We start from the raw sequence: 12798 nt of genomic DNA, 5'->3' as shown, positions 1-12798 counted from the left end.
CGTAGTACCTGTCTGTCCGCATACCGGCAGACAGGTGGAAACCTCCGAATACTATTATAAGGGTTCTATTATGGCGAAAACACGGAACAAATTATCTCACCTACTCCTGCTCTGTGCTGCGCTGCCCGTGGGCGCGGCATTTTCTCACTCCGCTGACGCCGCCGAGATCCGTATCTCTTGGTGGGGGGGCAATCAGCGGCATGAAGCGACACTCGCGGCAATTAACGCGTTCCAAAAAGCCAACCCGACGATTACCGTCAAAGCCGAATATGCTGGCTGGGATGGCTACCTTTCCCGTCTGTCAACCCAGATGGCAGGGGGGCAAGAGCCAGATGTGATTCGTATCGACTGGAACTGGCTGCCACAGTTTTCCCGCAATGGTGACGGCTTTTATGATTTGAATAAGCAAAAAGATATTCTGGGGCTGGGAGATTTTCCGCCTAGTGCCCTGAAAACGGCAGACGTAAAAGGGAAGCTACAAGGTCTCCCGATTTCGATGACGTCCCGCAGTATGATTTACAATAAAACCACCTGGGATAAAGCAGGCATCGCCTATCCGCAAACCTGGGATGAGCTGTTTGCCGCCGGTCCGGTGTTTAAACAAAAACTAGGCGACAATTATTACCCACTTGGTGTTGCTCAAGGTTCAAGCGATGTGCTGGATATTCTGACGCTCGGCCGTAGTTACATGGCCCAGAAATACGGCATTGATATGATCGATGAGAAGAAGCAGAGCATTGCCTATAGTCGCGATCAGGTACGGGAACTCTTCGGCTTTTATAAAAAGCTGGTTGATTCCCATGTGATACCCGATCAGCGTTATTTCTCCTCGTTCGGCCGCACCAACGTCTATGAGATTCGCCCCTGGATTAACGGCGAGTTAGCCGGGATGTATTTATGGGATTCGGCCATCTATACCTACTCCAGCAATATGCCGAAGGATGCGGTGTTGGAAACGGGGCCGTTCCTCACCATGCCCAATGCCAAAGATTCGGGACTGATCTCCAAACCGTCTTCGCTGTTTGCCATCAGCAAGAACAGTAAGCATCCTAAAGAGGCGGCGATGCTGATGAGTTTCATGCTGAGTAACCCGGAGGGCGTGAAGGCATTAGGATTGCAAAACGGGATGCCTGCTAACCCGAAAGCGCAAAAACTGCTGGAGGATATCGGTGTGATCAACCCCGGTAACCTGTTAGCGAATGCCTATCGGGCGGCAGCGGAGCAGCCTGCGACTAAGGTACCTGTTTCACCGTTTATGGAAAATCAGGAATTGGTTCAGCTGTGGACGAGTAGTCTGCAAAAACTGGATTACGGTAACGGAGAGGTGAATAAGGTTGCCGATGATTTCCTGAACAGCGCTAACCGTATATTAAAACGTGCGATCCGCTAACTACCGCTGTTAATGTGCGATGCCATGTCGAAACGAGATGGCATCGCACGTCTCGAATGTTACGCCTTACTTAATCACCCCACACGCCATTCTGGCTCCGCCACCGCCCAGTTTTGCTGGCGTATCCGCGTAGTTATCCCCGCCGACGTGAACCATCAACGCATGATTTTTCACCTCAGACAGTGATTTTATCCGGGGAGCCAGAATTGGGTAGGTTGACGTGCCGTCGGCATTAGCCACCAATCCGGGTAAATCGCCCAAATGTCCTTCGTCGTTATAAGGGCCAAGGTGTTTGCCGGTTTTTTTCGGATCGAGATGGCCACCTGCCGCCAGAGCGGGAACTGATTTACCGTCTTGCTCGGCAGGTTCACAGCTGGCATTTTCATGCACATGGAACCCATGAATGCCTGCGTCCAGCCCCTTCAGAGTCGGCGTGAAAAGCAGGCCGTACGGCGTTTCCGTAATGGATATTTCACCGATACTTCCGCCTGTGCCTGTTGGCAGAGCTTCATTCAGCGTCACCGTGGTGCTTGCCGCGAAGGTGGAACAGGAAAAGAACACGCCTGTCAGGATAAGTGCCTTCAGTTTCATTGTCTTTTGCCTCTTAGGGTTGAGTGTAAAGAATCAGTCGCGATGCTTTTTGCTCATGCTCTTTCTGCGGTGAGCTGTACCGTGCTAATAGTGCGTGCGCGAAAGCCCGCCTCACAATAGCAAAGGTAAAACACCCACAGGCGTTGGAACGTTTCATCAAAGCCCTGAGCATCCAGCATATGCCACTGCTGATAAAATCGTTGCCGCCATTCGCTAAGGGTACGGGCATAGTCCTGACCGATATCAAACAGATCGCGGGTGATAAAGTCGGTATGCCGCGTCATGGTGGTAGTCATCGCAGTAATCGAGGGCAGAAAACCGCCGGGGAAAATATAACGCTGGATAAAATCGACATTGCGGCTGTAGTGGCTGTAGCGCTGGTCGGCAATCGTGATTGCCTGAAGCACCATGCGGCCTTGTGGACGCAGCAGTTGCTGGCAGCGCTTGAAGAAGGTGGACAAATAAGCCTTTCCGACCGCCTCGATCATTTCGACCGACACCAGTTTGTCATACTGACCAGTCAACGCGCGGTAATCCTGTAGCAGTACCGTGACTTTGTGGCTCAGTCCGGCGTGCTGAATGCGCTCAACTGCATAGTCATACTGCTGTTGCGACAGCGTGGTAGTGGTGACGTGGCAGCCATATTCACGCGCGGCCAGCTCGGCTAATCCTCCCCAGCCGGTGCCAATTTCCAGTAAGTGATCCGTTTCACAGAGCGCTAACTGTTCGCAGAGGCGACGCAGCTTGGCGCGCTGTGCGTCTTCCAGCGTCATTTCGGGTTGCTGATACCAGGCGCTGGAGTAGAGCATCTCGCTATCGAGAAAGCTGCGGTAAAAATGGTTGCCCAGATCGTAATGGGCGGCAATATTTTTCTGTGCCTGCTGCGGACGATTACGACGGCACCAGTGGATGACACGATGAAATGGCCCCGTCAGCCAGCCAAAGCGCGTTTCAAGCGTATCGACTAGTGCCTGATTCTGCGCCAAAAGCTGGAGAACGAGCGTGAGGTTGCTTGAGCTCCAGTCGCCATCGATATAGCTTTCACCCGCAGCGATGCTGCCACCCAGCAAGGTACGGCGATAAACACGGTGGTTATGTATCGTGATGTCACCTTGCAGTGCCGCGTGCCGATCCCCGAATAACGTTTCATTGCCTTCTGGTTCGCGAAGGCGCAACCCTCCGCCTTCGATTCGACTAAGCAGAAGAAATACCACTTTTCTGGCCCGCGTATAGCGAGCGGTATTGCTCGGGTGACGTACCAGTTGGGTTTCCGTTGAACTCATGGGTTGTCCTTCTTTCCAGACTGCGGATGAGGATAAATGGGCGAGCGTTTAATCCACAGTTTCAAAGCCTGCCAATATATGGTGCAGGCGGTTTTCATCGTCATTAACGGCAGAGACCAAAGCTGAGCGCGCAGGGCGGCACGAGTGAGCGGCTGACGATGCAGCACCAGCGTCGCGTCAAACTCACGTCCTTGTCTGTGGTTCTCGATGTGGACCCGCAGACGCGCGTCTGGCGGCGTGAGTCGCCAGTGATATACCATATCCATCGGGTTAAAAGGCGACACATGAAACGCTTTGGAAACCGGCGTAGAACCATCGGGGACGACGGCATAAGTATGGCGTTCGTTCCAGGGCGTATTACGCACTTCTGCCAATAACCAGCGTAGTTCGTTATGCCCATCGTACAAATAATAGAAATTGACCGGGTTGAAATAGCAGCCCAGATACCGTAGCTGGCACAGTAGCAACACTTTCCCTGTGAGGCGTTCTCCGGTCAGTTCTGCAATCCGATCCTGCGCTTTGGTTTTGATATCGCCGCCACCGAGGTAATCGCCGCGACAAAATGACGCAGGGGAAAAGCGCTCCAGCGCAATGCCGACATGCGGTAAGGCGGGAATCTCATCTAAATCAATTAACGTCATGAATAACGCATAGTCGAAACGATGCGTGACGGGCGTGAAGCGTCGATGACGAACCTTGCCGACATATAAGGCGCTATTCATCTTGCACACTCTGATGAAGGTAGTTGACGACATCCAGCGAGCTTCTGATGCCATCTTCGTGAAAACCATTGTACCCATCGGCACGACAAAACCCGCTGCGGTTGTGCCTATTACTACGTTCGCGCTGCTGTTGGTGTTGTTTCATGTCTGAATTCTTGATTTCAGGTAGCGGATAAGCGAACCAAGCAGGGGAACATGCTGATAAAGCATCTCGCCCATATCGTAATAGTCACGGTGGTAGATCACTTTGTTGTCGGCGAAGAGCAGGTGGCTACAGCCTGCTAATGTCAGCGGCGCGTTACGCTTTAACGACGGGTGTGCATAGTGCATCGTCCAGAACATCGTTGCACCGCCGCGGAAGGTATGGACATCAGCGATCTCGAACTGACAGTAGCGCAGATTGTCGAGTGAATGAGAAAAGTAGCGATGCAAAGCATTCAGCCCATGATAGCTGGAAACAGGGTCAATAAAGTGAATATCCTGGTGATAGATATCACCCAACTCCGTTAATTTCTCGGCTGTCAGTTCTCGATAAAATGCCCTTATTTTCAGCAGAATAGGTTCATGCTCGCCATTCTCTACCGAGATGTCGTCTTCCTCGCGCGCTTGTTCTATCGTCATAACCACTCCTGTTAAGGTCACCCACTCCCACGCGGTGGAAATGGCTAACAGATAGAGGAACGTCAACGCTTATTAATTGAAAGATATCAACTTAGGTATAGATTGAATCCACCGTTCGTCAATAAGATTTTTGAGAACGACAGGGGACGGTAAACACATGTGGAGGGAAAATATGGCGGAAAAAAGGAAACATAGCGCAAAGTATAGTGACAACGTCACGCCATGTTTCCTCGGTCGACAGCAATAGGCTGAATATTATTTCTCAGCAGGCTTAATCAACGTCAGAATCGTGCCCAATTGTTCACGTTGTTCATCGCTGACTTCTCGCGCAGCGGAATAGCCTGCATTCTGGATGATCATTTCATTCAGACCCACCAGCCAGTCATAGATATAAAACGCGGTATTGTTGGTCGGCGTGAGCGACAATTTGGTTAAGCGCTGTGAAGCCCCAAAGCTGACGGCCTGCTTTTCGGGTTTAGCGAAAATTTTATGACCGCGATTAATGCGGCTGGCAGGGCGCAGGGATTCATCAAGCTGCTGGAAGCCGAGCCAGGCAACGAAGTCACCAAGAATGGTCAGCACGCGTGAAACCTGACGGTCAGCTTTATTCTCGCGGTTGATGCCCAACTGCTCACCGTCGACCAGCATATCGACCAGTGCCTCTTCGATCCGCAAACGGATGCTGCCGGTAATCAATTCTTCAACCAGCATTTCGATCGTCGCTTTCGGCACGTTCAGCAAATCGAGAAGCGGGGCATTTTCCGGCAAGCCACGTAGATAGTTAATCCAATAACGATAAACGCCGTGCGCGTAGTCTGCCTCATAGCCGTGATCGATCGTCAAAATCGGCGGTGCAGGCTGATCGATAGCGATTGGTTCATCAGCAAACAGATCGATTTCGATCCCGACACCAAACGGATCGCTATGCGCGGACGGGGCGGAAAGGTCTTCGGCATCAGCGTGGAAACCGCCATAGCTTGCCCCTTTCTGTTGCAGGTACAGGCGGCGCAGTTCATCACGCGAAGGCAGCAACCGTTCCAGCAGTTCACCGTGCACGCCGGTGCGGGTCTGGAGCGATTTGAGCAAGGTTTCTGCGATGCGCTGTTTTTCCGCCGGATCGTCAACATCAACGGGCAGATACCAATTACCCAGCAGGTTATCGCTGAGTTCTCGTTGGAGTTCGCTCAGCTGTTCGCTGATGCGCCCCAGTTTTACATCCCGGTGAACTTCCGCGCCCAGCCATGTTGCCATCCGCGCTACGCCGCGCTTATCCATCGCCAGCATCGTTCCCCAGGCATCGCCCGGATTACCGACATAGCGCTGTACCGCGGCATCATAGTTTTGCCCGTGCGTAATACGGCGATCGTGACGGGTGACCGCCCAAATCAGCCCTGGTTTACGGTGGCTACGAACCTGTGCATTTTCGCCTTGCGTCTGTTTAACCCAGTGGTCCAGCGCCTTGCCGACCACTTTAACGTCAGCGCGGTTGCCCGCGGCGCTGCATACCATCAGTACGTTCATTTCCTGATTATCGGTATAGCGCTCCAGCAGATAGGCGCGTTTCGCTCGCAATAGCGTGTGCGCTAGTGGATGCGGTGTGCTTTGCTGTCTTGCTGGTGGCTCGTTCCGCGTTTCGCGAATCTCACCAAAGCCGGGGAAATCCAGCACATCAACCTGCTCGAACAGCGCTTCTTTAGGCGGCAAATGCAGTGGGATAAGTAGCTCCGCCGTCAGCATCGTTAACTCGGCCAGCGAAAGCTCCGTCGTTTTCCCTGCACGGCCATTCTGAACCGGCCGCACCAGCACGCCGGGATCGTCAGCACTGTGCAAGCGTTCCAGCGCAGAACCGTCGATCAGACCGTCTGCCGGATTTAATTCATCATCCACCAGTATCCGCAGCGGCGCTAACAGCTTGCGCGTACCGGATAGGTGTTGCAGCGTGTGGCTGAAATGACGATATGCGGTGGTTAGCGAATTCAACTCGTCCCACAGTACGGAGAAAAGCTGGGCGCGATCGTCAACGGTGAGGTAAGGCGCTAATTCAATCGCAACTGGCCAGAAGTGGGTTTCCAGCTGTTTTTGTCGTTTAACATCGTGACGTGCCAGATAGTCCCAGAGTTCGACGACTTCATCGCGGCTCATCCCTTCAACCGGTTCTGGCTGACGGTGCATCACCAGGGTTTTAATGTGTTCGGCAATATGGCGTTCGTCCAACTCTTCAAACGTGGTCTCTTGATTGAGATCGTTTAAAAACGCGTTGGCCATGATCTTAGCGATATCCAATTCGTTGAGCAGTTGCAACTGAACGGGAAACGATTTGTTCTTCACGCCCGACTGTCGGCTGAAGCGCGTGACGAGCGCGGTTGCTCGGTCGGACGGATTAATGTGATCGATAAAATCCAGCTCTTGCCCTTCAAAAGCGGTTTCCAGCTTGCCGTTTTCACCCCCGGCCAGCGACGCGATCAGGTAAGATTTTCCCGCCTGAGACAGGCCAAAAAAGCCGATGGCGATCTCTTTTTGCGCCACGTCGGACAGGTGTTGCGCTTTATTGTGATTACGGCGCAGTTTGACGATCAGACGGTCGGCTTCGATATCCAGACGCGGGGCGTTCTGGCGTGTGCTTTCAACCCAGTCGATGGCCTGTTCAACACCTTGCGCAACGGCCTGTAGCTGGCCGTGAAGTCGGGTAGAAAGCTGTTTGGGCGTTAATCGTTTCATTTTTTAAATACACTCCCACTATCGATCCAATAATGGGTCGCACCTGAGCCGTTAGCGGATAATGTGTTCAATTTGAGTCGTAAATGCTGTGGTGGAACTCGGGTGCCGTCTTCCAGTACCGCATCGGCAATCTCAAAGCGTTCGGGACTGTCTTGATCGTCGCTTTTCGTTACGGCCAGTCGGACACGCAGCTTACTGTCGCCGACGACCTTACGCGCTAAATCCTGATCGACGATTGAGAGCATATAAAGTGAGGACGCAGGCCAGCGCTCGTTGTCCAACTGGCGGAAGCCGAGGCAGAGTGAGCCACGTACCTGGAAACTGAGTGTCGGGTCGAGCTCGAAATCCGGCGCATCCAGATCGATATCGCTGTAGTAAACGTTATCCAGCGTCAGCGCGTTGCTACTGTCCATCATGCCTAGATAGCGCACCGTAGAATAAGGCTGGAAATCACCGACCTTAAAGTAAAAGCCCGGCAGGCGCAGATCGAGCGCCAGCAGGCACAGCATCGCGCCGACGGCGGCAGTGGATTTCGGATTATCGATGCGCCCACGTTTGTTAAACGGATACCAGTCATTGGTGTGATAGCCATCCAGCGACAGCATCCGATTAATCGGCAGCGGCTGCAGGTGGCGGAACAGTGCCTGAATTCCTGGGAAGCGCGAAGGGCGACCGGTCAGCAGCAGCACATCGCATGAATACAGCGACACCACTTCAGACATCAGGCGCAGATTCTGCGTGATGTTCATCTTGTTAGACAGGAATTCGCCGTGCAGTTTGCTCAGTTTGAGAATCAGCGGCACCTGCAAAATATCGAAGACCTTGTCGCTGACGGGTAGCTCGCGTTGCACTTCTGTATTGATGTATTCCAGCACTTTTTCCGTTGGTGCCTGTTCCAATAATTCGCCGAAGGTGGATTCGATCTCGGCGCTGGTGTCCAGCGGATCAAAGCGTTCATAGGCTTCCAGGATCGCCCGGCCGATCGGGATGAAGACCTGCAACGTCACCTGCTGGCGCAGCGTGAGCTGTGCGTCCATACGACCTTCATTGCCGAACAACTTCGCCATCAGCGCATCCGGGCTGGCCATTCCGGCGGTTTTCAGCGCGGCCTGTAGCGCCGGGAGGATATAAAGCTGAATCACATCCAGCAGAATATCGTCGCCAGCGACCTTAAAGCCTTCACGGAACAGCAGGCGGGGAATGATTTTAACGTTGTTGCCGACGCCGTCATCGAGCAGATATTGCGTAATGGCGAGGTCGGTGGTGCCGCCGCCGATGTCGATTGAGGCAATGCGCAGCGTTTTGCCAGCGGGTTCGCCCTCATCGAGTTCTTTATCGGGGCGCGCCATACTGGCGAAGAAATCTTCCGCACGGCCGCCAAAATTCACCTGCGCTTCGTTATACAGGTAAACCATCTGTCCGCATGTGGCTTCGTCCCACTCGATTTGCACGTCAGGCACCGGAACCCGGCTGTGCTGCTTGTCGGCTGGCGTGGTGAAATCCTCATCCATCGGATGCCAGTCCATCGCTTTCCAGACCAGCGCGATCGCTTCATGCATACGGCGGCGGAAAATTTCACGCTCGGGTTTCGGCATCGCGGAAGGCAGCGTCAGAATAATATTTCGCAACTGACGCGGCGCGCTGCTGTGGATCATCTTCAAACGCTGAGCGGCGCTGTTCATCTGCATCAGCGCCTGTGCCAGCAGTTCGGAGAGCATGAATGTCATGATCGAACTGCGGCTGTAGTGCGGTGAAAACACCGGTAAACGCTCTTCCAGCGGCTGACTGTAGAGCGGCTGACCTTCATCATTCAGCATGATGGTCAATGGCATGGCTGTCGCTAGCGGTTCGGTCTGCGAATGTGCGTCGGTCTGGCTGAAACGCCAGCCTGGCGCATAACTTTCTTCGTCCCACAGGTAGCGACGCGGGCTGGAAATACCGCTCGATCCTTCCGTTCCCTGACGCAGCAGCGCCATGTGGCTGGCTTCGCGTCCGACGCGAGTGATTGACGGCCAGATAAAGGCGTCATCACGGCCGCTTTCTACCGAGAAGTTTTCTTTACCGAACTTCGCCTGTGAAAACTCAACGCGACTCTCGAACAGTTCGTTGTACAGATAATGTGGCTCACTCAGATCGCGCAATTGCAGCTCATAGGTCTGCTTCAGACCGTTGCTTTCGTCTGCATGATCCTCAACCAGAATGCCGCAGGTGTGCGAGTTACCGACGTCCAAAATCAGGTCAACGTTAACTGCCGGTTCCTGCAACGTGCTGGTATTGATGCGGATTTCCGGTATTTCGAGCTGGTTACCCAGCATATCCAACACATTCAGGTAATGTGCCTGATATTCAAACCCTCTGAGCGCCACTTTTACATCGTGGCTGTCGCGGCTTTCCAGCGCTTTAACCCGCTGAGTAAAGACTTCGCGCAGCCAGCCATCGACCCAGGTTTCATCAAGGAATTCACCCAGTTCGTCGCTGTGGTAAGCCAGCGCGAAGCTCCCGCCGGTTTTGATGTCATTGGCATTAGGTGCCAGCGATTCGTACTCGTGACCTTCTGGGTAGGTTTTGGTATCGAACGCCAGACAAATGCGGTGCGTGTTGCCGTCCTGATCGGGCTTATCCAACGCAAGAATCTGCATCCGCGCCCAGTTATCCGGTCCGCCCATGAAGGTGCGAGGCGGATTAAAGCGGAAGAAGGGCAGCGGCAACCAGATGTTCTCCAGCAGCTTCAGCGATTGCTCAAGCGAAATACTCAGCTCAGGCTTCACCACCTCCGGCGGCATACCGGTGGCAGAAGGCAGCAGGAATTTGTCCGAGTGTTCATCGTACAGCAGGTGCAACAGAGGGCCGTTGGCACTTTTACGCACATAGCGGTTAGGCTGCTCAGCTGAAAACTGCGGCTTTAAGGCAAAATCCAAAAACTGAATTCCGCTGTCCTGGATCAACGTAATGCGTTGTTTATAATCGGTAATCGTCGCCAGCATGATTATTTACTCTCGCGCTTTATCGTCATCGGGAAAACGGTGTCTGCGTCGTAACGACCGATACACTCCGCAGCGGCGCCGGAAGCGCCTTGTTTACAGACCAGCTCTGGCATTTGGAAACGAGAATTATCGGAACAGCGGGCACCGGAACGGCTGTTGATGATCAGATTGCCAGAGCTCATTAATCCTGCCTCAACGTTAGCGCGACACGTGACACCGTCACCATGAGTGATACGTGCCGTGCCTTTTCCATTTTGAATCTGGTAGCGCAGACTAGGTGGCCTACCGGTAATCGGCGCTTTGCCATCAACAATGACGCGCCAGTTGCCGTTCAGGAATTTGATGGAGCCGATTTTCACCGCGTCGGCTGGCATGACGAGATCGTCTTTGCCCGCAGGAATCGCTGGCACTTGCTCAACAACGGGCTCAACTGGCGGCGCAACAGGCTCTTTTGGTTCCGTGACCGCAGGCGCTTCCGGTTTGACCGCTTCTGCTACTGGCGCAGCAGCAACCGGGGCCGTAGCGACTGGTGGCTCAGCGGCTTTCGCGACCTCTTTTTCTGCGGCAGGCGGAACAGGAGTGCTTTCTTGCTGCGGCGCAGGTTCAGCCGGAGTTGAAGACGGCAGGGCGCGTTTTTCTGGTTTGACCGTCGCGGCTAAATCGGATGTCGGCTTGTCGTCTTGCCCTGACACGCAGCCACGTATCTGCAATGACAAAATCGCTAACAGCGCGGCGGCAGGTAACAGCCACCACAGGCGGAAGAACTGTGGGCGAGCTGGTGCCGCTGCGGTGACGGCTGGCGCTGGCTCGACGGGTTCCGGTGGGCTGACCGGCTGTGGCTCAGGTTCAGAAACGGGTTCGACCAACGGCTGTGTTGGTGCGCTTGCTGCGGGGGCGGGTGCAACAAAAAGCGGTTCCGCTTCCCTGATGACAGGTCGCAGGCAGTCTAACGCATCAAGACGAGATTTTTTATCAAGGTTGACGAAGCCCCAGAACGTTAAGACGGGTTTGCCATCAACCAGATAGACGTGGTTTGCTCCAGGGAACTGTATCGCTTTTGCCAGCAGGACACCGAAAAGTTTCTGCCCGGCTTTTTCTGCATTTTGCGCACGCTGGCTGATGTCGGCCACCGCAGCTTGATAGGTTTCCAGTAACGCCAGCGCCTTTTCTCGTTCTTCTTCGCTCGCGGCAATCCAGGAGGTGACTTTACCGTCAACCGGCGAATACCAGTCAATGCGGTCGCCATGCTCGTTGGGTTGGGGAATCGCCAGGCAATCGGCAATCTGCTGCTGTTTTCTGAGACGTAACGTTTCCCGCAATTGAAGTGCTGATGCATAAACTGGCTGCCCGTTCTCACCCAGCGCCAGAAAATCATCCAAACTTCCACTACGTAAAAATAATTTTGCCACGCAAAAGAGACCTTTTGTAATGATGCCTAAAGCAGAAAATAGAGTGTAATCTGCGACAGGGTATACTGTAGTGCGAATGATGGCGAATCAAACGCTTAAAGAAGTGATAAAACTAACAAATATTTGAGCAATAGAAAAAGTGGGAAACGGGAAGTGTACGCACGTACAGCCGACCACGTCCAGATAATATGATGAAAACGCTGGTAAAAACGAGGCATTCTCTTTCAGTAGTGATTTGTGGAAACGAGGGAGGCTGCGCGACGTCAGCCTCCCTCAAGGCCGTGAGAATTAAAGCTGGACGTTACCCGTGATCAGGTAAGCGGATGAGGTGCTTTGTGACATCGGCGGCAGCGTATCGCTGAGGACATTACCTTTTACGTCGGTAAATTCAATCGGAATATCGTTCATTCCAACGTGCTCAACAATAAAGTGGTTATAATCGGTTTTCTGTGCAGCAATCCATTGGTTATTGCGCATATATTTCATTTCAATAACGGGATATTTTACGTTCCTGAATTGCACCGCAGCCCAATAAGGGTTTGAACCTTCCTTTATACGATAAATAACGTTGCCATTTACTGGCGCTTCGATCAGCGTCCAGTCGATATTAATTTTTCCGTCTCGCAGATCGCCTATTTTTTCAAAAGCGTTAAACGATAAATCCAATGCACAATCGCCACCTTCGGGATAGAGGTCAGTGACATAAACCACCGTACTGCCTTTTGGTCCATTCACTTTCAGGTAGGCCCCAGCCAGCGACGCCTTCACGCCACGGTAATCCAGTTGGTTCCGGTTTAACGCCGTGATCTCCATATTCTGCGGGATCGGATCCAGCAAAAGGGCACCGCCCTGATAGCCAGAGCCTGTTGCGGTGGCGTAGCCGTAACAGATATCGTCCAGTTCCCACTGGGCGTGAGCGGTATTAATTAGGGGAATAACGCATAATGCAGACAAGGCTAATGAGGTTATTTTATTCATGTTTCACATCCAATATGATTCAAGATTAATAACATAGGTGAGTAGTAAAAATAAAAACGCCAAAACGGAAATCCATTTTTTGGCACCTGAATAATCGGTCTT

Annotated in this window: 9 protein-coding genes and 1 pseudogene; 1 reads left to right on the top strand and 9 read right to left on the bottom strand. The window is 53.0% G+C overall.

Annotation, left to right across the window (positions count from 1 at the left end):
• The first annotated feature begins 70 nt into the window (after positions 1-70).
• On the top strand, positions 71-1390 hold the full coding sequence (locus tag H4F65_RS02990) for an ABC transporter substrate-binding protein (protein WP_010274977.1): 1320 nt from the start codon (positions 71-73) through the stop codon (positions 1388-1390).
• A gap of 66 nt (positions 1391-1456) precedes the next feature.
• On the opposite strand, the gene sodC is transcribed toward H4F65_RS02990, so the two are convergent.
• The 9 genes and pseudogenes from sodC to H4F65_RS02945 all read right to left on the bottom strand — a co-directional run bounded on the left by sodC (position 1457) and on the right by H4F65_RS02945 (position 12696).
• A complete protein-coding gene (gene sodC, locus H4F65_RS02985) occupies positions 1457-1981 on the bottom strand; it encodes a superoxide dismutase family protein (RefSeq protein ID WP_010274980.1) in 525 nt (174 codons plus the stop codon).
• Between the two features lie 53 nt (positions 1982-2034).
• A complete protein-coding gene (locus tag H4F65_RS02980) occupies positions 2035-3264 on the bottom strand; it encodes an SAM-dependent methyltransferase (protein WP_010274984.1) in 1230 nt (409 codons plus the stop codon).
• Positions 3261-3986 (bottom strand): DUF1365 domain-containing protein, encoded by a 726-nt coding sequence (locus tag H4F65_RS02975; protein ID WP_010274988.1) that lies wholly within the window; start codon positions 3984-3986, stop codon positions 3261-3263. Before H4F65_RS02975 ends, H4F65_RS02980 begins: the two co-directional genes overlap by 4 nt.
• A pseudogene (locus H4F65_RS02970) lies at positions 3979-4098 on the bottom strand (FAD-dependent oxidoreductase); the annotation flags it as partial. The gene H4F65_RS02975 and the pseudogene H4F65_RS02970, both read right to left, overlap by 8 nt.
• Positions 4099-4127: 29 nt before the next feature.
• On the bottom strand, positions 4128-4607 hold the full coding sequence (locus H4F65_RS02965) for a nuclear transport factor 2 family protein (RefSeq protein ID WP_010274996.1): 480 nt from the start codon (positions 4605-4607) through the stop codon (positions 4128-4130).
• 255 nt (positions 4608-4862) lie between these two features.
• Entirely contained in the window at positions 4863-7325 is a 2463-nt protein-coding gene (locus H4F65_RS02960; RefSeq protein WP_010274999.1) for a putative virulence factor, read from the bottom strand.
• Positions 7322-10309 carry a virulence factor SrfB gene (locus H4F65_RS02955; protein WP_010275001.1) on the bottom strand — a complete coding sequence of 996 codons (2988 nt, stop codon included), beginning with the start codon at positions 10307-10309 and terminating at the stop codon, positions 7322-7324. The genes H4F65_RS02960 and H4F65_RS02955 overlap by 4 nt, the downstream gene beginning before the upstream one ends.
• A 2-nt stretch (positions 10310-10311) precedes the next feature.
• Positions 10312-11718, bottom strand: coding sequence for an SrfA family protein (locus H4F65_RS02950; RefSeq protein ID WP_039319543.1), 1407 nt, complete (start codon positions 11716-11718; stop codon positions 10312-10314).
• A gap of 288 nt (positions 11719-12006) precedes the next feature.
• Positions 12007-12696 carry an expansin EXLX1 family cellulose-binding protein gene (locus tag H4F65_RS02945; RefSeq protein ID WP_010275007.1) on the bottom strand — a complete coding sequence of 230 codons (690 nt, stop codon included), beginning with the start codon at positions 12694-12696 and terminating at the stop codon, positions 12007-12009.
• Between the last annotated feature and the right edge of the window lie 102 nt (positions 12697-12798).

Origin of the sequence: Pectobacterium brasiliense, assembly GCF_016950255.1 — a bacterium.
In the GTDB taxonomy this organism is placed as follows: Bacteria; Pseudomonadota; Gammaproteobacteria; order Enterobacterales; family Enterobacteriaceae; genus Pectobacterium; species Pectobacterium brasiliense.
Note: the sequence above shows the minus strand (reverse complement) of the source record. Positions and strands in the feature narration are given on the sequence as shown.

Bases quoted from the DNA above. Each gene is read 5' to 3' on its own strand.
- H4F65_RS02990 (WP_010274977.1), top strand. From the start codon at position 71: ATGGCGAAAACACGGAACAAATTATCTCACCTACTCCTGCTCTGTGCT.
- sodC (WP_010274980.1), bottom strand. From the start codon at position 1,981: ATGAAACTGAAGGCACTTATCCTGACAGGCGTGTTCTTTTCCTGTTCC.
- H4F65_RS02980 (WP_010274984.1), bottom strand. From the start codon at position 3,264: ATGAGTTCAACGGAAACCCAACTGGTACGTCACCCGAGCAATACCGCT.
- H4F65_RS02975 (WP_010274988.1), bottom strand. From the start codon at position 3,986: ATGAATAGCGCCTTATATGTCGGCAAGGTTCGTCATCGACGCTTCACG.
- H4F65_RS02965 (WP_010274996.1), bottom strand. From the start codon at position 4,607: ATGACGATAGAACAAGCGCGCGAGGAAGACGACATCTCGGTAGAGAAT.
- H4F65_RS02960 (WP_010274999.1), bottom strand. From the start codon at position 7,325: ATGAAACGATTAACGCCCAAACAGCTTTCTACCCGACTTCACGGCCAG.
- H4F65_RS02955 (WP_010275001.1), bottom strand. From the start codon at position 10,309: ATGCTGGCGACGATTACCGATTATAAACAACGCATTACGTTGATCCAG.
- H4F65_RS02945 (WP_010275007.1), bottom strand. From the start codon at position 12,696: ATGAATAAAATAACCTCATTAGCCTTGTCTGCATTATGCGTTATTCCC.